The organism is Campylobacter sp. IFREMER_LSEM_CL1085 (assembly GCF_025772235.1).
In the GTDB taxonomy this organism is placed as follows: Bacteria; Campylobacterota; Campylobacteria; order Campylobacterales; family Campylobacteraceae; genus Campylobacter_D; species Campylobacter_D lari_D.
On sequence record NZ_JAKMRU010000017.1, the window covers coordinates 1 to 19,405 of the forward strand.

The window sequence follows — 19,405 nt, forward strand, 5'->3', positions numbered from 1 at the left end:
ATTTTTATGATGATTTTAAAAAATATCATTTTGTGTTAAAAAATAAAGAGATTAACGATGAAAAAATTACTCTTGTTTTTGAAAAATCTTTATGAAAATTTAGAAAATATCTTTACGAGATTATCTAAACGCGAATTTATATTGACTTTGATAATGGCTTTTGTATTTGGTTTTTTTATAATCTATATGAGTATTTTTGAGTATTTTGAAAAACAAATGAAATTATCAAAAGATGAGTTATTTATTTTACAAGCAAAATATAAGCAAAAACAAGAATTGATTTCTGATTTTAAAGATGAAAAATTGCAATCTTTTGATAATGAAATATCCTTAGAAGAAAATAAAGATTATCAAAGTGTTTTAAAAAATATAGAAAAAAATCTCACTAAAGTAAGGTTTTTACAAATCCAAAGTCATGAAAGTCAAGATCAGTATTTTACTTATTATGATTTAAGATTGAGTTTTAATGGTGATTTTTATTTCTTAATGCAATTTTTGCAAGAACTAGATCCTTATATAAAAGTCAAAAATTTAGAGCTTGTAAAATATGAAAATGAATTAAAAATTACATTAAATCTTATTTTTACTCTAGTATAAAAATGATTTTTTTGATAAAATTTATCTAAACATGGCAAGCGATCGCTTCTTTTGAAGAGGAAAGTCCGAGCTGCAATAAGACAAGGATTCCATCTAATGGATGGCTAGGGTAACCTAAGGGAAAGTGCAACAGAAAGAAAACTACCATATTATATGGAAAAGGTGAAACGGTAGAGTAAGAGCCTACCAGTAGCTTTGGTAACAAAGCTAGCTATGTAAACCCAATCCGCAGCAAGAAGGGGTGGTTTTAGTCTTATAATATAACCCTTCGCTTGAACTTGTTTGCAAAAACAAGTCTAGATAAATGATCGCTCTTGACAGAACTCGGCTTATCGCCATGTTTTATTTTATATAAGCAGATGCTTTTTTGAGTTTTTGTAAATTTTTTGCTACTTCATCTTGCTTTTTTTTCATAAAAGCTATTGCCTCATTAGTAAGAGCCAAAGCCTCATTGGGACAATCTTTAAAGTCAGGTTTTTCTATGAGTTTAACTATTTTTTCCACATCTTCAGTATATACAGCTAGTTTAAACTCATCTATCCATTTTTTTTCACTCATTTTTGATGAACTTCTCTCCAAGCCTCTAACAAGCCTTTGACTACATTGATAACTTCATCTACTCTTGCTTCACTATTTTCTATATTTGCCAAAGAAAGAAGTTGTAATTCTCTAGTGTATAGGCCACTTAAGTAGTGTGCTATTTCCCCACCTTTTTCATAATCAAGGCAATTTAACAATTCTATAAAAATAGCACTAGCTCTTTTTACATAATACACTCTTTCTTCTATATTTCCATTTTGAATAGCTATTTTTATCCTACTTGCAAAGCGTAAAATCCCGCTATATAACATCTCTATAAGTTTTTCTTGGGATTCTACACCAGTTTGATTTTGTGAATACGCATTATATACTGCACTATTTAGCATTTAAATCCTCTCTATTTTTTAAGAATTTTGATTATTTGCTGCATTAATCATATTTGTAATAACACTTGCTTGGTTATTTAATTTTGCAATTATACCATCATATGCAGCCCATCTTGACCACATTGTGTCATATCTGCTTTCTATGGATTTTTTAGTATTTTCTATAGTTTCGTTTAGATTTTTTGATTCTTTGGTTAAAGAGTCTTTATAACCCCCAAAAGAACCATCAGAGCTCATCATCTCACCCATAGTGTTTTTTAATACCCCAAAGGTTCCAGTTTCTTCTTTGTAAACTGAATATATAGTTTTTGGACTTAAGCCAAATTTTTTCAAAAAGTCTTTATCGCCTTGAATTTCTAGATTACTTCCTGATGTTCCTTTGATTCTAAATTGGATTTGCTGATTATTGTTACCTTGATTAATGATTTCAAAACTAGCTTCTAAACCTTCTAAGCCAAAACTATTTATATGATCAACTAAATTTTTAGCTTTTTCTATATCATCTTTTCCTGTTAGTTTAAAAGGATCTCCATTGGCAGTTTTACTTAAATCTATAGTTTCATCATTATAAGTAATGGTAAAATTACCTTCTTTGAATTCTATATCGCCACTATCAAGCTTACTTACTCTATCTCCTGTTAGATCAATGTCTTCAAAGCCATTGTGTCCTACGAAAAATTTCTCAGCCATTTCAGGATCTTCATTAAACTTAGCATTAAATTTTCCAGAGTCAAAGGTTAAAACCCCATCATTTAAAGTCAAACCATAATCAGCTAAAGATAAACTTACTTTTGAAGAAACTTTAACACCATCTGAAGTATCACTATCTCCAACTGTGATTGTTCCATCTACTGTGATAGTTTGAAGCAAAATATTGTTAATTTGTGATTTTATATTATAAATCGAGCTTACACCTACGAAATTTCCTTTTGTCCCTGCATCAGGATCGTATTTTGTCGCTGCATTAAGATTGATCATCAAATCATTATAAGCAGTAGCTAAGCTTTCTAAAGATTGTGCTATGGCTTCAGTATCTTGAGTAACATTGAAACTAATTTCACCCTTTTGTTTAAGCTCTAGGGTAATATCAGGTCCTATATCTGTGATGGTATTAGTTGATCTAATCATCTTAACGCCATCTACACTAAAGATAGCATCCATACCTTTTTGGATATGGTTTTCATTGTCTTTGGAAACATTGTAGCCTTGTGGTGTGCTATAATCTAAATCAATTCCAAATTTTTTACTTAGTAAATTTTTGGCATTTGGATCTCTAGTATAATTTGCTTGATCTATATTGCCATCAGCATCAGTTGCATAACCACCATCAAAAAGACTTAATTCACCACCATTAGTAGCTCTAAAAGTAAAAGACTTTTTATCTTCGCTAAAGCTTAATTCTACTTTTCCATTAGTTTGTTTTTTTAAATCCTCTGCTAAACTTTCATAGGTTGTTTGATCATTTATATCTATAGTAAATCTATCATATCTTTCACCATTTTTTATAACAAAAGTAAAAGAAGTGTTTTGACCTGATTCAAGTAATTTATCAGAAGTGCTTCCAACAACTTTTCCGGTTATTTTATCTTTTTCATTTCCAGCATTTTGAGGTCTAAAACCATACAAACCACCTGCACTAATGCTATCTTTATCAAGTTTCCAGCCCATAGCTTCTAAAAGTTTATCATCGCCTGAAAAAGAGATATTGTTTTTAGTTCCTGTTTCAGTGCTTTGCACTACTAAACGATAAGGATTGTCTCTATCTCCGGTATTTACTAGCTTAGCTTCTATTTTACCACCTGTGGCGGAATTGATTTTTTCAGCAAGTTGAGCTACGGTTGTACTTTTATCAATTTCTATTTTATAGTCTTTTCCATCTTGGGTAATAGTAAAAGAAGCTTTGCCATTTTCATCACCTTCTATACCTAAACTGCCCATGACGGTAGAGGTTTTGTCTTTAAAACCATTGCTTTGATAAACATCTTTTTGAGCAAGTTGATCGACTATGACTTTCATATTTGAAAGATTAGATAAAGAGCCTACAACCAAGCTAGCAGCAGCGCTATCGCCACTTACACTAGGAGAAACTTTCTTTTTGTTAAATTGAGAAGTATCGCCAAGACTATTTACAGCAGTTTGAAAAGCAAGTAGTTTAGCTTCAAGCTCTGCTAAGTCTTTTTGTCTTGAAGTGTTAGTTTCAAGTTGTGTGTTATAAAGCTTTAAGTGAGCATTCATTTCTGCTTCTTTAAGCTTATTAAGTGTATCGCTTGTTAAAACTCCCGAACCTATACCTAAACTTCCTAAACTACCTACTGCCATGATTAACTCTCCTTATCAAAAATGGTGCCAATAACACCTTTAAAATGTTCTATTAATTTCATAACTTCTTCACTAGGAATTTTGCGTATTAATCTACCTGTGTCTTTTTCGGTGACATTTACATACATTTCGTTTATTTTATCATTATACGCAAAACGCACATTTGTTTCCAATGTCTCCATTTGTCTATTAAGTTTTTCTGTTGCGTTTTTTAATTTTTCATTTAAATTCTCATCTTGATCATTTAAATCAACTTGTTGCTTATTCTCTTGAGATGGCTTTTCAACACTTTTTGTGTTAAAATGAGTTATATTTGTATCCCTTTGAATATTGCTAATGTCCATTTTAAACTCCTTTTTAAAAGACTCTAAAACACACTATCGACACAATTTTAAAAAACTTAATATTTAAATTAAAAATATATATATTTAATAAGCAAAAAGTGTTCTCAAAAAGTTTAAAATTAAAAAATTTCAAACTTTTTGAAGAATTTTTCATCATTTACAAGTAATTTTTTTGCAATAAGTCTGTCTATAACTTCTTTGGAGCAATTTGTCATTAAAGGCCACTCTTTATGATAATCTTCTAATGATCCTTTATTTGTCGCATCAATTGCAACACAATCTTTTTTGATAAATATATCTCTTTTTGCATCGATATTATTTACCACACGCCAAATTAACATATAAGGATTTTCCAAAATAGCATCTGAATCTAAAAAAACTAAAATTCTAAAATGTTTTTTATAAATTTGTAGTTTTTCAAAAATTTGAGCAATTTTTTCTTTTTTATCAATTAAGATCACACAAATTGGAGCAAAGGTTTGGGTGTAAAATTGTTTTAATTTTAAAATATTTTGATCTTTTTCTTTAAAAAGTGAAAACAAAGCTTCATCACTTAGAATTTCAAGTTCAACTTTTTTCTCATCACCACACGCATCAAGTCCTGCTTTACCACCGTAACAATAAGTGCTTGAAGCATGATCGAGTTGATCGCAAATTCCTTCACTAATAAGTAATTTTTCTTCATCAAAGCGATTAAGTATATAAGGTATGAGCTTGTCATAATCTTGCAAGCAAGGTGCATTTTCATCGACAAAAATAGCATGTTTTGCAAAACTCATTTGCCCTACTCCCCAAAAAGTATGCATTACTTGTTTTGCATGAGCTGGATATTTTGCTTCTATTTTGGCTAAGATTAAATTATGAAAAACTCCATTTTCAGGCATGTTATAATCTATCAAATCAGGTGCGTTAGTTTGAAGTAAAGGTAGAAAAACTCTTTCTGTGCCAAGCCCCATGTATTTATCTTCTAAAGGCGGTTTTCCTACAACCGTAGCTTGATAAATCGCATTTTTTTTAGCAAAGATTTTTTCTACTTTTAAGACAGGACAAAGTTCAACAGGAGTATAAAAGCCTGTATGATCTCCAAAAGGTCCCTCGGGTGCAAATTCATTTGGATTTACAAAACCTTCAATCACAAAATCACTATCATAAGGCACATAGAGGTGATTGCTTTTGCATTTTGCCAAAATAGCAGGTTTTTTCTTAATAAAACCATAAAGTAAAAGTTCAAAAATACCTTTTGGTAAAGGCGCTTGAGCACACCAAATATATAAAGGATCTCCACCTATGGCTATACTTACTGGCATTTTTTGATTTGCTTTTTTATACTCATGAAAAAAATGGCTCGCGTCTTTGTGAATTTGCCAATGCATAAGCAAGGTTTTTTCATCAACTACTTGCAAGCGATACATTCCAAGATTATTTTGTTTTCCATTTATGCTTTGAGTATAAACTTGCCCCATAGTGATAAAAGGTGCAGCGTCTTTTTCCCAAGTTTTTAAAATAGGTATTTCATATAAAGAATTTAAGCTTTTGTAGTTAAATTCTCCATCTTTTTTGATGCGTTTTGGTGGGATATTTTTTAAATCAAGCAAGGTTTTGAAAAAATTTAATTTCGCACCAAAGCTTTGCGGTATGTGCATTTTAAGTAAAGAGCTAATTTCTTTAGCTACATCTTCATAATCTTTTCCAAATGCTAAATTTAAAGCTTTTTTACTGCAAAAAGTATTTAATAATACAGGATAATCGTATTTTTTACCATTTTTTACTGCATTAGTAAAAAGCAAGGCTTTAGAGTCTTCTTTTTTAACTTCTATATAAGCTAAATGTGCCATTTCAAGTTCTACATCTACTGGCTCATGGATGGTTTTTAATAAATTATTTTTTTCTAAAAGCTCTACGAATTTTTGCATTTATATCATACTCTCTGCTTCTTTTAAAATTTCTTTTGCACCTTTTGCTATCATTTCTTTGGCTAAAAGCTCGCCTGCATTTGAGTAATTTTGCTTATCAATCACTCTTTTTTCTTTTAAAATTTTACTTGCATCGGGTAAGCCCACTATGGCGCGAATTTCTATTTTTTCATCAATGATTTTTGCATTAATTCCTATAGGTACTTGACAACCACCTTCTAGGGTTTTTATAAAATCTCTTTCTATATAAGTTTCTACAAAGGCATTTTTATCGTTTAAGCATTCAAGGTATTTTAAAATTTGTTTATCATCAATGCTTTCTATACCTAAAGCTCCTTGAGAAGCTGCAGGTATCATCTCATCAAGCTCAAAAGCCCTAATGTACTTTATTTCTTTATCTAAACCCAAGCGTTTAATGCCAGCTAGAGCTAAAATAATAGCATCAAATTCCTTAGCTTTAAGTTTTTCTAAGCGTGAGTTGATATTACCTCTTAGAGAAATGATATTTAAATCAGGTCTTAACGCTAAAAGCTGCATTCTTCTTCTAAGACTTGTAGTGCCTACTTTTGCACCTTTTGGAAGAGCATTTAAGTTTTCATAATATTCACTTAAAAAAGCATCATTTACCACTTCTCTTTTTGAAATAGCAGCTAAAACTAAGCCATCAGGAAAGAAGCTTGGCACATCTTTTAAGCTATGCACAGCTAAGTGTGAATCACCTCTTAACATACTTTCTTCAAGTTCTTTTGTAAAAAGTCCTTTTCCACCTATTTTAGCTAAAGGAGAATCAAGTAAAACATCACCTTTAGTTTTAAAACCCTCTAAAGAAATTTCTAAATCAGAATGTGTTTGTAATAATTTATTTTTTATATACTCACTTTGCCATAATGCAAGTTGGCTTTTTCTTGTTGCGATGATTAATTGCATTTTTTATGCTCCTGTATGATTTCTACATCTATGATTTCTTCTTCGTTGTTTGTTTGATGATATTTTCTTTTTTGTTTTGTAAATAATTTTAATATCATCATAAAAAATAAGAGTAAAATTCCCAAAAATGTGCTTAAAATTCCTGGTATTAAAAGTAAAATTCCAACTATAGTTAAGGAAAATAATTTAATCATACCAAATAAATTAGTATTGGCATTTTGCATAGTTATGAGATTTGTCCAAGTCTTTGCTAAAAACATTGCTCCTAAAAACATACTTGCAAAAACTATCATAAAAAAATTTAAAAAACCAAAAAAGACTATAAATAAAATACTAGCAATCAATTCTAAAATCAAAAAAGCACTTAAATTTGTTTTTGCTATCATAAAATTTTCTCTAAGTGTGAAATTACTTCTTGGGTTTTTAAAACTTGTTTTTCTAGAGTATTTCTATGGATTAACTCTACTTCATCGCTTTCTAAACCCTTACCTATAACTAAAGCATAAGGAAAGCCCATTAATTCAAAATCATTAATCTTTACACCAAAACGCTCATTTCTATCATCAAACAAAATTTCTTTATCTTTAAAATGAGTATAAATTTGCTCGGCAAATTCCATAGCTTTTGTATCTTTTATATTAGAAACGATAATATCTAAAACAAAAGGAGCTAGAGTTTTATTCCAAATACAACCTTTTTCATCATGGCTTGCTTCTATGGCAACAGCTACTAAACGGCTCACCCCCATACCATAACAACCCATAGTGAAAAATTGAGCTTTACCATTTTCATCTAAATAGCTTGCATTCATTGCTTTTGAGTATTTATTTCCAAGTTTAAAAATATGTCCTACTTCAATACCTTTGCTTTGCTTAAGCTTGTGCTGACATTTTGGACAAAGATCATGCTCTTTAACTGCGGCAAGATCTTTAAAGCGTTCTTTGTTTAAATTTACAACATTGATTCCAACCAAATGATAATCTTTTTTATTTGCTCCAATAATCATATTTGTTTCATTTTCAAGCTCATGATCAATATAAAAATCAACTCCATTTAATCCTACAAAACCAATAAATCCTGGTACTAAACCTGCTTTTTCTAATTCTTCTTCACTTACATCGGCCAATTCTAATGCATTTGCTGCATTTAGTGCTTTAACTTCTTGCAGTTCATCATCGCCGCGTATAAAAAATACTACAATTTTTTCTTCATTTTCATAAATAGCTTTTTTAGCAATAGCTTTAACAGTATAGTAAGGATTAATTTTAAAAAATTCTGCTAATTCTTCTATAGTTTTTACATTTGGAGTGTGAAATTGTGTAGCAAAGTCAGCTTCTGGTCTTTCATCTTCGCAACTTTTTTTAGCTCTTTTTGCTGCTTCGATATTTGCAGCATAATCACAATGCTCACATAATAATATATCATCTTCGCCATTTTTAGCCAAAACCATAAATTCTTTTGAACCACTTCCGCCAATAGCCCCGCTATCAGCTTCAACAGCTCTAAAATCAAGCCCTAATCTTGTAAGAATTTTACTATAAGTTTCATGCATAAGATTAAATTCTTTATCTAAATCAGCTTCATTGCTATGAAAACTATAGCCATCTTTCATTAAAAATTCTCTACATCTTAAAAGCCCAAATCTAGGTCTAGCTTCATCTCTAAATTTAAGTCCTATTTGATATAAATGCAAAGGAAGTTGCTTGTAAGAATTTACTTTATTTCTAACCAAAGCTACTATGGCTTCTTCATGAGTTGGTCCTAAGACAAAATCATTTTCTTTTCTATCTTTAAAGCGTAAAAGCTCTTTACCAAAAACATTAAATCTCCCACTTTCTTTCCAAAGTTCAGCTGGGGTATTAAAGCTTAAATTTACTTCCAAAGCTCCCGCTTTATCCATTTCTTCTTTGATGATATTTTTAATCTTATCTAAAACTCTTTTTCCTAAAGGTAAAAAATTATACAAACCACTTCCAATTTGTTCTACAAAAGCACCCTTAACTAAAAATATATGACTTGGCAGGGTAGCATCTTTTGGATTTTCTTTTGTGCTTATGGCATAAAATTTACTAAATTTCATGATTATTCTCCAAATTAAATTCACATTTATAGAAGTTTAAACCTTCCATGCTTTCATTTTTTAAATCAAACACATAACGCATGGCATTTACAACAGAGTCATTTTGCATAGTTCCACTTAGTTTTTTTAAATTTACACTAGGATGATGTAAAAATGCATTCATCACCTGTCTTATAAGCTTTCTTGCTTCTTCATGATTTGAGTGTTTTAAATATCCTTTATCTATGGCCTTTTGTAATTGTTCTTTAGCGATTTCATCAGCTTGCAAGCGTAATTGCTTAACCAAAGGTAAGGTTGCTAGTTTGCTTAGATGTTGGAAAAACTCATTTGTTATAGCACCTACTATAGAATAAGCAATCTGGGCTTGATGTTCTCTTAGTGTTAAATTTTTTCTTACAACTTCTTCTAAATCATCAACAGCATAAACTATATTTTTTTCATTTGCTTTTACATCAATATCCCTAGGCACTGCTATATCAAAAAAATATCTTTTATAATCTTTTTCTTCTAATATGTCATTAGTTATGATAGCATGTGGAGCATTTGTGGCGCTAAAAAATATCTCATATTTATTTAATGCTTCTTTTAAATTTGCGATACTTTCACAACTTGCATTTTCACCCAAATCCTCACAAAGCTTTTGGGCATTTTGTATATCTCTATTTAATATCAATACTTTGGCCTTAGCATTTAATAAATGCTTACAGGCTAACTCGCTCATTTCCCCTGCACCTACTACAACTGCAGTTTTATTTTCTAAATTTATAAGCTCTTTAGCTTTTGCTACCGCTACTGAAGCAACTGAAATAGGATTTTTGGAAATTTCAGTTTGATTTCTAATATTTGCTGCACATTTAAAAGCATAATGGACTGCTCTAGTTAAATGCACACCACATCTTTGTTCTTGTAGAGCAAATTTATAAGCATCTTTTAATTGTCCAGCAATTTGTGTTTCTCCAATAACTAAACTATCAAGTGAGCTTGCCACAGAAAATAAATGATGGATAGCCCCACTATCTTCATAAAAATCAGCTTTTGCGCTTAAATTTTCTTTATCAACCCCACAAAGTAAACTAAGTGTTTTTAAAATATGTTCATTGATACTTTCAATTTCTCCGATAAAAAGAAAAATTTCAACTCTATTGCAAGTGCTAAGCACTAAACTTTCTAGAATTTTATTATTAGTATGGATTAATCTTAATAATTCTCTTTTTTTATCTTCATTGGAAAAGGAAAGTTTTTCTCTAGTAGCAATATCTGTATTTTTGTGCGTAAAACTGATACAATAATAATGCATTAAAATTCCCTTTCTATCATACTTTTAATAATATCTTCTAAATCTTTTATATTGTATTTTTCTATGGCTTTTAAGGCATTATTTGCATAGGTGTTTAATTCTTGACCAATTTGATTAAAAATTTCATGCTCTTGCATTTTATTTTTAATCCAAGTAAGTTCATCTATGTTTAAATCTTTCTTGTAATAAGACTTAAGTATTTCTTGATCTTGTGGATTTAATTTTCCATATAAATACATATAAGCAAGGGTGGTTTTACCTTCTTTAAAATCATTCATGGCGGGTTTGCCTAAGGTTTGTTCATCGCCTTTGATATCTAAAATATCATCTACAATTTGAAAAGCCAAGCCCAAGTTTTTACCATATTCTGCAAAATCATCTTCATTTAAATTAGCAAGTATAGCCCCACATCTTGCACTAGCTTCGATTAAAACGGCTGTTTTGTTATATATCATTTGCAAATAAGCGTTTTTATCGGTATTGAAAGTTTCGCTTAAATTTACATCCATTAATTCACCAATGGAAAGCTTTACAACAGCATTGGAGATGATTTTTGCTAATTTTAAATCTATTAAAGAAAGTTCATAGAAGGCTTTTGAGTATAAAATATCTCCAAGCATGATAGCATTTTTGGCTCCAAATTGTTCATTGATAGATTTTACACCTCTTCTTAATTTTGCTTCATCAATCACATCATCATGCAATAAGCTTGCAGCATGGATTAATTCTATAATGGCACAAATTTTATAACTAATATCGTTTTCACTAGCTATTTTTAAAAGTAATTTTGAGCGTAATTTTTTACCGCCTTGAAGTTTTGAACTCATTGTTAAAATAGGCTTGTAATTTAATTCAGATAAAAATTCATGCATATATTGATCTATCTTTTGCACCATGCTTTCCTTAATTTTCTTATAATTATATTTTATTAAATTTTACTTTAGTTTTGATTAAGAGTGACTTTTCTAGGATCTAAAAATTCCACTTCTAATCTTTTATCTCTATCTTCTATGTAGATAGTGAAAATAGCCTCACCTTTTTTAAAATCACTAAATTCAAGTATTAATCTTGCTCTATCTATGTGTGGATTTTTATAATCAGGCACTAAAGTTTGATCTACCCAATTTAAATTTCTTCTTAAAGACATCACAAATTGCCTAGGGTATTTTTTATACCTTGAATGAACGATGATATTAGTTTGATCAAATAAAGTCCATGAAAAGTCAAAATAATAAATCTCATCAGGATAGTCAATTTCTTTTATTTTTACACTTGCTTTTTCATCTTTACTTAAGGTAAATTTATAAGTATAATCAAAAAATACTTCAGCTTTTAAAAAATTAAACATCAAAAATAAAGATAAGAATAAACGCAAAATCAACCCTCATGCCCTAAAATTTCAGCACTTAAGCCTATATAAAAATCATTTTTTCTCTCATCTATTAAGAGTGAATTTTCGATTTGAAATTGTGCTACATCATTTTCATTTAAATTATTTTTTTCTAAAAGCTCTATCATAGCGATATGATCGGCTAATAATTTTTCTAAAACATTTTCTAATGCACCTAAATTTGCATATTTTATTGTTTCAATAAATTTTTCTTTAGGGCTTTTTGCAAACATTTCATCAAAAATATCCATTTTTATCCTTTTATGTAAGTTTGAATTTTTTCTATTAAAGTAGTTTTATCGTTAGCTTCATCTAAGTCTTTAATTTCTTTTTGCCAAGAAATATGTATATAATCCATCTTAGCATTTTTAGCACAAAGTCTGTCTTTTAAGCTATCGCCTATGAAAATACTTTTTTCATATTTTGCTTCATCTGCGATTAATCTTAGCATCATAGGATCAGGCTTAGCTTCTATACCATAACTAACACCTAGTATTTTATCAAAATATGAAAGAATGTTTTGTTTTTTTAAAATAGGTACCAAGCTTTCTTGAGGTGCATTTGTGGCTATAGCTAAATAGCAATCATTTTTTTTACAAAATTCCAAAACCTCAAGCACACCATCAAAAAGCACCACGCTTTGATCATAATGCTTAATAAAATACTTCTCATAACCTTCTTTAAAGCTAGTATGTGAGTAAGTATCAACCCCGTAAAAAATCTTAGCATAATTTTGCCCAGGAGTATTGATAGTATCTAAAATAAACTCTCTTTTTAAAGGTTCTAAATTTAAATCCGCTCTTATTTCATTTACCGCACATACTATAGCATTAGCACTATCTATAAGCGTGCCATCCATATCAAAAATTACATTTATCAATATTCATCCTTAAATTTAATTTTATGTTTGTCTTTTTTATAACTTTGATTATTTTTTAGCTTATATAAGGCATTGGCTTTTGAAGCTAAGGTTTTTTGGTCTAAACTTTCATCTAAACACTCATTTACAAAAATCTCCAAAGCCTTAGTATAAGTAGAATCTAAAAACACTGCTTGAATTTTCTCAAAGATTTTAGCATTTTTTTGCATTCTTTCCCTAAAAAGAGTTAAATCAAAATCTTCTCTTTTTAAAGCACTCACAGCAGAATTAGTAAATTTTTCTAAAGCTCTTACATATTTTACCCTTAAAGCTTTTTCATCATTTTTCATTCTGCTGCACTTGTATTGATTCTACATTGTAATGCTTCTTGTACTAAATTTCTTGCTATTGAAGCTTCAGCATCTACAATGTGTAAATGTTTATCAGTATGTGGGAAAATGATCTTAGCACCTGTACCACTTGTTTTTAAAACCGTTTGTATGGGTTTGTTAAAGCTAGAAAGCACTTGATAGAGCATATCAAGCTTAGCTTCATTACTTATAGTTATAATAGCAACTGAGCATTCTTCTATATTTGCTACTTTTAATGTTTCTACTTGGGCTACATTTGCAAAAAAGATATTTTCATTTCTACTGCGGCCAAGTTCAACTAAATTTAAATCACTTTCTAAAATCAAATATGGGATACCTGTTTTTTTGATCTTTTGCACCACTTCTTGACCTAATCTTGTATAACCAAAAATGATAAAATGATCTTTCATTTTTTGATCACATAAATAAAATTTAGCCATATCATTTTGCTCACCTTCGGCTGCGTTGGCTATTTTTCTAAGATTATTTAAAATAAAAGGCGTTGCAACCATAGTGACGATAGAAACTATAATAAAAATTTGTGCTGTTTTTTCATCTATAAGTGAATTTACTTGCATTAGCGAAAATACTGCTAGCGCAAATTCTCCAATTTGAGAAATACTCAAAGCAGTTTTTAACGCTACTCTTTTTCTTGTATAAAGGATTAAAAGACCGTAGATTACTACAAATTTTATCAATAAAACCAAGCTTACAAAAACAAAAATCAAAAACCAATTTTCAAAAACTATATGAAAATCAATTTGCAAACCAACACTGATAAAGAAAAATCCTAAAAGCAAATCTCTAAAAGGAACCAAATCTGCTTCTATTTTATGTTTATATTTAGTTTCAGCTATCAAAGCTCCAGCTATGAATGCTCCAAGTGAGTATGAAAAGCCAAAAGAATGAGCCAAAAAACTTGCTCCTATTACAGTAAAAAGTATGGTAGCGATGAAAATTTCATTTGCATTAGTTTTAATGATGAATTTTAAAACATAAGTAAAAAGGTATTTGCCTATAAAATAAAGCAAAACAAGTAAAATTACAGCACTGACTAAAGTTGTAAGTAAAAGTTTTGAAATATCAGCATTTTGAGAACTAAATATATCAATCATTAATAGCAGTGGTATCACAGCAATATCTTGAAAAAGTAAAATTCCTAAAGCTTTTCTGCCGTATTCTTCGTTGATATCGCCATTATCATTAAGTATTTTTAAAACTATAGCAGTGGAAGATAAGGCTAGAGCAAAACCTGCTATCATTGCGATATGGCTTGCTATACCTAAAATATAAGTTACAAGTAAAGTACAAACCAAACCACAAGTTAGCATTTGCAAACTTCCATTTAAAAATACTTCTTTTTTCATTGCCAAAAGATGTTTAAATGAAAATTCAAGCCCTATGGTAAACATTAAAAAAACTATGCCAAATTCAGCTACATGTATAACAAATTCATTAGTGCTAAAACCATAAAATTCACGCACAAATAAACCTGTAGCTATATAACCTATAATAGTTGGAATACCAAATTTTTTAAGTATAACATTAAGTATGACAGCAACTGCTACTGCAGTTAAAAATAAAGTTATAAAAGCATCCACTCACCAACCTTTTGTAATGTTTTTATTATTTTATTTTTTCTAAAAAAATTAAATCAAAATTACTTCTATGTTTAACTACTGCTCTTGATTTTGAAGGATTATCTCTTCTATCAAGTTCTAATCTTAACTCTTCAATAGTGTTTTCAAACTCATCAATTTTTGTTTTTAGTTTTAAAATCACATCAACACCAGCTAAATTAACCCCAAGATCTCTTGTTAAGCGTAAAATCATTTTGATTCTATCTATATCTTTTTGAGAATAAAGTCTCATTTTACCATCGGTTCTACTTGGCTCAACTAAACCTTCTTTTTCGTATTGTCTTAGAGTTTGTGGGTGTATACTTAAAACTTTTGCAACAACACTTATAAGATACACCGGTTCATCATAACTATGCTCCATTACTTACTCCTTTCAAGGTAATTTTTCTTCTAAAATTTTTACAAATTCAGGATCAAGGCTATTAATATCAGGTATTTTTACATTCAAAATTAAATACATATCCCCATAAAGATCTGTTTTTCTATTTTGCACTCCATAGCCTTTAAGTCTAATTTTTTGATTGTTTTTAGAATTTGGCGGTATGGTAATTTTAACTTCTTTTCTTGGGGTATGCACACTGATTTTATCTCCAAAAAGCGCTGTTTTTAAGCTAATTTCAACCTTTTTGTACAAATCATCATCTTCTCTTTCATATTCATCGCTTTTTTCAAGTTCAACTTTTAAAATCAAATCCCCTCTTTGCCCTTGAAAGCTTTTTCCTTTACCTCGTATGCGTAGCTTTTCGCCATCTTTTATGCCATGTGGAATTTTGATTTTAACTTGCTCGTTATTTATATTTACCAAATGCTCACCACCTAAAATTCCTTTTTCAAAAGGAATTTTAACACTTGCTTGCAAGTCTAAATCTTCTTCAAATCCTCCAAATCCTCCAAAGCCACTTCTAAAATTATTACTAGAACTAAAACCGCCACTAAATCCTCCAAAGCCTCCGCCAAAAATATTTTTTAAAATATCATTGATGTCAGCTCCACCTGCATTTCTTGAAAAATCATGAAAACTTTGCCCACCAAACATAGAATCGCCATATCTATCATACTGAGCTCTTTTTTTCTCATCACTTAAAATTTCATAAGCGGCGTTAATTTCTTTGAATTTTTCCTCAGCACCATTTTCTTTGTTAATATCAGGATGATATTGTCTTGCTAATTTTCTATAAGCTTTTTTTATCTCATCTGCACTAGCGTTTTGCGAAACTCCTAGTGTTTCATATAAACTATTACTCATTTTTATTATTCCTTAATTTTTTATAAGATTATATCAAAAACTTTAGTCTTAGTCAATCAACTTTTATAAGTTTTAAAACTAAAGGTTTTATTTACAATTGTGTAAAAATAAAATTTTATACTTGCATTAAATGATTTTACAAAGGATAAAACATGAAAAAAACTATGATTCTTTCTTTGGCATTGGCAACTAGTCTTTTTAGTGCTAGTATTGATTTTAAACAAGCAGATGATAATGTAAAAAGAACTTTACCAACTGATAATCAAAATACTATACTTTCTTATCATGATTCCATACAAAAAGTTAAAAATTCAGTTGTAAATATCTCAACTTCTAAAACTGTTCAAAGTAGTTCATTTGGAATTGATGATTTTTTCAATGACCCTTATTTTAGACAATTTTTTGGTTTTGATTTCCCACAAGCTCCAAAAAATAAAAAAAATAAAGAAGTTGTAAGTTCATTGGGTTCTGGTGTAATTATTTCAAGCGATGGTTATATTATAACAAATAATCATGTTATAGAAGATGCTGAAAAAATCACTGTAAATTTACCTGATTCTAGCACTGAATATAAAGCTAAATTAATCGGAGCTGATCCTAAAACAGATTTAGCAGTGATAAAAATAGAAGCAAAAAACTTACCCGCAGTAGTTTTTGCTGATTCAGATAAATTACTAGAAGGTGATGTAGTGTTTGCTTTGGGTAATCCTTTTGGTGTTGGAAGTAGTGTTACAAGTGGGATTATTTCGGCCTTAAATAAAAACAATATAGGTCTAAATCAATATGAAAATTTCATCCAAACTGATGCTTCTATTAATCCTGGAAATTCAGGCGGAGCTTTGGTAGATAGTAGAGGAGCTTTAGTTGGGATAAATTCAGCCATACTTTCAAGAAGTGGTGGAAATAATGGCATAGGTTTTGCAATCCCTTCTAATATGGCAAAATCTATTGCACAAAAACTTATTGAGCATGGAAAAATTGAAAGAGGATATTTAGGCGTAGTCATAGGAGCTTTAACTCAAGATATTAAAAAAGCCTATACTAATCAAGAAGGTGCTTTAATCACTGAAGTACAAAAAGATTCAGCAGCTTATAATGCAGGGTTAAAAAGAGGAGATTTGATTATAAAAGTAGATAAAACTGTGATTAAAAGCCCTATGGATTTAAAAAACTACATAGGAAGTATTGATCCAAAACAAGCAGTAGAAGTAACTTATGAAAGAGATAATAAAGTCAAAACAGCTAAATTTATGTTAAAAACAGATGAAAAGTCGCTACAATATGAAAAAGGTTATATTGATGGTCTAAAATTAGTGGAACTTGACTCTAAGAATAGACAGCAATACCGCATACCTGAAAGTATTAGTGGTATTTTAATTACCGAAGTTACTCCAAAATCAAAAGCTGAAAAAATAGGTTTTGAGCAAGGTGATATTATTATAGGTGTTGATCAGTATGAAATTTCAAATTTTAAAGAATTATCTAAGGCTTTAGAATTAAATAAAGGTAAAGAGTATGTTAAAATTTGGATTAATAGAGGCGGATTTGTAAGAGCTTTACTTTTTTAAGAAAGGAAAAAAATGACAAATATTTTAATGATAGAAGATGATTTAGAATTAGCAGAGATTATAGCTGAATATTTAGAGCAATTTGATATGAAAGTAGATATTGCTCATGAGCCTTATATAGGTCTTTCAAGACTTGCTTTAAATCCTTATGATTTAATCATTTTGGATTTAAGCTTACCTGGACTTGATGGACTTGAAGTATGCGAGGAAATTCGTAAAAAATATGATACACCTATTATCATTTCAAGTGCAAGGCATGATATTAGCGATAAGGTTGCAGCACTTGATTTGGGTGCAGATGATTATTTACCAAAACCATATAATCCTCAAGAACTTCAAGCAAGAATTAAAAGTCATTTAAGAAGAATTTCAAACACAAAAACTGCTCAAGCTCAAGTTAAAAAAGATCTTGTATATGATAAATATAAACATACTATCACTATGAAAGATCAAGAAATTAGCTTTACTAATGCTGAATTTGATATTTTGAGTTATTTAATTAAAAAAGAAGGTGGAGTGGTAAGCCGCGAAGAGCTTGTGTATAATTGTAGCTCTATTAGTGAAGATTCTAGTAATAAAAGTATAGATGTAATCATTAGTAGAATCAGACAAAAAATCGGAGATGATCCTAAAACTCCAAAATACATTCATTCAATCAGAGGTATAGGATATAAATTAACTCAATGAATAAATCATCAATTTTTTATACTATAACCTTTGTTTTTTTACTTGCAAGCGTTAGTGTAATTTTAGCTTTTTTATGGCTTATAAAATATGATCAACAAAATTACACTAATGAGCTTAATGCAAAATATTCTTTTATAGCTAATGCAAGATTATTATATTTTAATCATGTGATTAGTGAAAGAGAATTTTATGAGCAAACAAAAAATTACAAAATGATAGAATTAACAACTCCATCAGACATAAGACAAATCATCTATAAAGCTGAAACTATAGCACGGGCTCAAACTAGCACAGGTGTAGTTGAAATCATTACTTTAGAAGATAATGTGTATTTAAAAATCATTTTTGATGGTAAGCTTTATTTGTACAAAGATTTAGAATATCAAGGTTATCGTTATTTTGTGATTAAGCTTATTGCTAGTATAGTAGTAATGGTTTTATTGATTTTATATATTTTTATCATTAGAAAATTAAAACCACTTAGAGCTTTAAAAAGACAAATAGATAAATTTGGCGAAAACAAACTCAATGAAATTCAAAATGTCAGTAAAGGCAATGATGAAATTTCTCAAGTAGCAACAGCCTTTTATGAGTCTATTTTAAGAATTCAAAAACTAAATACTTCAAGGCAGTTTTTCTTAAGAAATATTATGCATGAGCTAAAAACCCCAATTACTAAAGGTTTAATTACTTTAGAAATGCTTGAAGATAGCAAATATAAAGAAAGATTAGTGGGTGCTTTTAATCGTTTAGAGATTTTGATTAATGAATTTGCAGCCATTGAGCAAATTACTTCGGGTGCTGGTTTGATTAATTTAAAAAAATACAATATCTTAGATCTTTTAGATGAAGCTAAAGATATAGCTATGAGTGATGATGAAAAGGTAAAAATTAGTATAAAAGAAAGTTTTAGTGTTAATGTAGATTTTAAACTTTTTACCACTGCAATGAAAAATATGATAGATAATGCGACAAAATACTCTGATGAAAATTGCGTTACTATAGAAATAACTAAAGATTATCTTTGCTTTAAAAACAAAGGAAAAGCCTTAGATAAAGACTTGAAATACTATACTCAAGCCTTTACGCAAGGCAAGAAAAATAAAGATAGTTTTGGACTTGGATTATACATTGTTAAGACTATTTTAGATTCTCATAAACTCACGCTTTATTATGAATATAAAGATGGTGTTAATCATTTTTATTTTAATGATATACAAAATATAATTTTAAACTAGGAA

Annotated in this window: 21 protein-coding genes and 1 other RNA gene; 5 read left to right on the forward strand and 17 right to left on the reverse strand. The window is 29.5% G+C overall.

Features of this window, described 5'->3' with window-relative positions:
* Nucleotides 1–57 precede the first annotated feature (57 nt).
* Entirely contained in the window at nt 58–597 is a 540-nt protein-coding gene (locus L8W56_RS07065) for a hypothetical protein (protein WP_263659840.1), read from the forward strand.
* 26 nt (nt 598–623) lie between these two features.
* Nucleotides 624–945: RNase P RNA component class A (gene rnpB / locus L8W56_RS07070), an RNA gene on the forward strand.
* Here rnpB and L8W56_RS07075 read toward each other — a convergent pair.
* From L8W56_RS07075 to L8W56_RS07155, 17 genes are all read right to left on the reverse strand, one after another.
* On the reverse strand, nt 940–1,155 hold the full coding sequence (locus L8W56_RS07075; RefSeq protein WP_263659841.1) for a hypothetical protein: 216 nt from the start codon (nt 1,153–1,155) through the stop codon (nt 940–942). The two genes, rnpB and L8W56_RS07075, sit on opposite strands and share 6 nt — an antisense overlap.
* Nucleotides 1,152–1,523, reverse strand: coding sequence for a flagellar export chaperone FliS (gene fliS, locus L8W56_RS07080; protein WP_133318893.1), 372 nt, complete (start codon nt 1,521–1,523; stop codon nt 1,152–1,154). Before fliS ends, L8W56_RS07075 begins: the two co-directional genes overlap by 4 nt.
* 18 nt (nt 1,524–1,541) lie before the next feature.
* On the reverse strand, nt 1,542–3,842 hold the full coding sequence (fliD, locus tag L8W56_RS07085; protein WP_263659842.1) for a flagellar filament capping protein FliD: 2,301 nt from the start codon (nt 3,840–3,842) through the stop codon (nt 1,542–1,544).
* A gap of 2 nt (nt 3,843–3,844) precedes the next feature.
* The gene (locus L8W56_RS07090; RefSeq protein ID WP_133318891.1) at nt 3,845–4,186 is read right to left on the reverse strand and encodes a FlaG family protein; all 342 of its coding nucleotides are present in this window, start codon (nt 4,184–4,186) and stop codon (nt 3,845–3,847) included.
* A gap of 119 nt (nt 4,187–4,305) precedes the next feature.
* Nucleotides 4,306–6,099 carry a menaquinone biosynthesis decarboxylase gene (locus L8W56_RS07095; protein ID WP_263659843.1) on the reverse strand — a complete coding sequence of 598 codons (1,794 nt, stop codon included), beginning with the start codon at nt 6,097–6,099 and terminating at the stop codon, nt 4,306–4,308.
* Nucleotides 6,100–7,026, reverse strand: coding sequence for a hydroxymethylbilane synthase (gene hemC / locus L8W56_RS07100; RefSeq protein ID WP_263659844.1), 927 nt, complete (start codon nt 7,024–7,026; stop codon nt 6,100–6,102).
* Nucleotides 7,017–7,412 carry an FxsA family protein gene (locus L8W56_RS07105; protein WP_133318888.1) on the reverse strand — a complete coding sequence of 132 codons (396 nt, stop codon included), beginning with the start codon at nt 7,410–7,412 and terminating at the stop codon, nt 7,017–7,019. The genes hemC and L8W56_RS07105 overlap by 10 nt, the downstream gene beginning before the upstream one ends.
* Nucleotides 7,409–9,109, reverse strand: a complete 1,701-nt coding sequence (locus L8W56_RS07110; RefSeq protein ID WP_263659863.1) for a proline--tRNA ligase — start codon at nt 9,107–9,109, stop codon at nt 7,409–7,411. The genes L8W56_RS07105 and L8W56_RS07110 overlap by 4 nt, the downstream gene beginning before the upstream one ends.
* On the reverse strand, nt 9,096–10,403 hold the full coding sequence (gene hemA, locus L8W56_RS07115; protein WP_263659845.1) for a glutamyl-tRNA reductase: 1,308 nt from the start codon (nt 10,401–10,403) through the stop codon (nt 9,096–9,098). Before hemA ends, L8W56_RS07110 begins: the two co-directional genes overlap by 14 nt.
* The gene (locus L8W56_RS07120) at nt 10,403–11,296 is read right to left on the reverse strand and encodes a polyprenyl synthetase family protein (RefSeq protein ID WP_263659846.1); all 894 of its coding nucleotides are present in this window, start codon (nt 11,294–11,296) and stop codon (nt 10,403–10,405) included. Before L8W56_RS07120 ends, hemA begins: the two co-directional genes overlap by 1 nt.
* Nucleotides 11,297–11,343: 47 nt before the next feature.
* On the reverse strand, nt 11,344–11,751 hold the full coding sequence (locus L8W56_RS07125) for an exporting protein (RefSeq protein WP_133318977.1): 408 nt from the start codon (nt 11,749–11,751) through the stop codon (nt 11,344–11,346).
* Between the two features lie 29 nt (nt 11,752–11,780).
* Nucleotides 11,781–12,044 carry a DUF2018 family protein gene (locus tag L8W56_RS07130; protein WP_263659847.1) on the reverse strand — a complete coding sequence of 88 codons (264 nt, stop codon included), beginning with the start codon at nt 12,042–12,044 and terminating at the stop codon, nt 11,781–11,783.
* Nucleotides 12,045–12,046: 2 nt separating this feature from the next.
* A complete protein-coding gene (locus L8W56_RS07135; RefSeq protein WP_263659848.1) occupies nt 12,047–12,673 on the reverse strand; it encodes an HAD family hydrolase in 627 nt (208 codons plus the stop codon).
* The gene (locus tag L8W56_RS07140; protein ID WP_258107332.1) at nt 12,670–13,002 is read right to left on the reverse strand and encodes a hypothetical protein; all 333 of its coding nucleotides are present in this window, start codon (nt 13,000–13,002) and stop codon (nt 12,670–12,672) included. Before L8W56_RS07140 ends, L8W56_RS07135 begins: the two co-directional genes overlap by 4 nt.
* Nucleotides 12,999–14,624, reverse strand: coding sequence for a cation:proton antiporter (locus tag L8W56_RS07145; RefSeq protein ID WP_263659849.1), 1,626 nt, complete (start codon nt 14,622–14,624; stop codon nt 12,999–13,001). The genes L8W56_RS07140 and L8W56_RS07145 overlap by 4 nt, the downstream gene beginning before the upstream one ends.
* A gap of 25 nt (nt 14,625–14,649) precedes the next feature.
* On the reverse strand, nt 14,650–15,024 hold the full coding sequence (locus L8W56_RS07150) for a heat shock protein transcriptional repressor HspR (protein WP_039668403.1): 375 nt from the start codon (nt 15,022–15,024) through the stop codon (nt 14,650–14,652).
* Between the two features lie 12 nt (nt 15,025–15,036).
* Complete coding sequence (locus L8W56_RS07155) at nt 15,037–15,909, reverse strand: J domain-containing protein (RefSeq protein ID WP_263659850.1); 873 nt, start codon at nt 15,907–15,909, stop codon at nt 15,037–15,039.
* 152 nt (nt 15,910–16,061) lie between these two features.
* Here L8W56_RS07155 and L8W56_RS07160 point away from each other — a divergent pair, with 152 nt between their 5' ends.
* From L8W56_RS07160 to L8W56_RS07170, 3 genes are read left to right on the forward strand one after another with little or no spacing between them, the layout of a single operon-like run.
* Nucleotides 16,062–17,477, forward strand: coding sequence for a DegQ family serine endoprotease (locus tag L8W56_RS07160; RefSeq protein WP_133318880.1), 1,416 nt, complete (start codon nt 16,062–16,064; stop codon nt 17,475–17,477).
* 12 nt (nt 17,478–17,489) lie between these two features.
* Entirely contained in the window at nt 17,490–18,164 is a 675-nt protein-coding gene (locus L8W56_RS07165) for a response regulator transcription factor (RefSeq protein ID WP_039626094.1), read from the forward strand.
* A complete protein-coding gene (locus tag L8W56_RS07170; RefSeq protein WP_263659851.1) occupies nt 18,161–19,402 on the forward strand; it encodes an ArsS family sensor histidine kinase in 1,242 nt (413 codons plus the stop codon). The genes L8W56_RS07165 and L8W56_RS07170 overlap by 4 nt, the downstream gene beginning before the upstream one ends.
* Nucleotides 19,403–19,405: the final 3 nt, after the last annotated feature.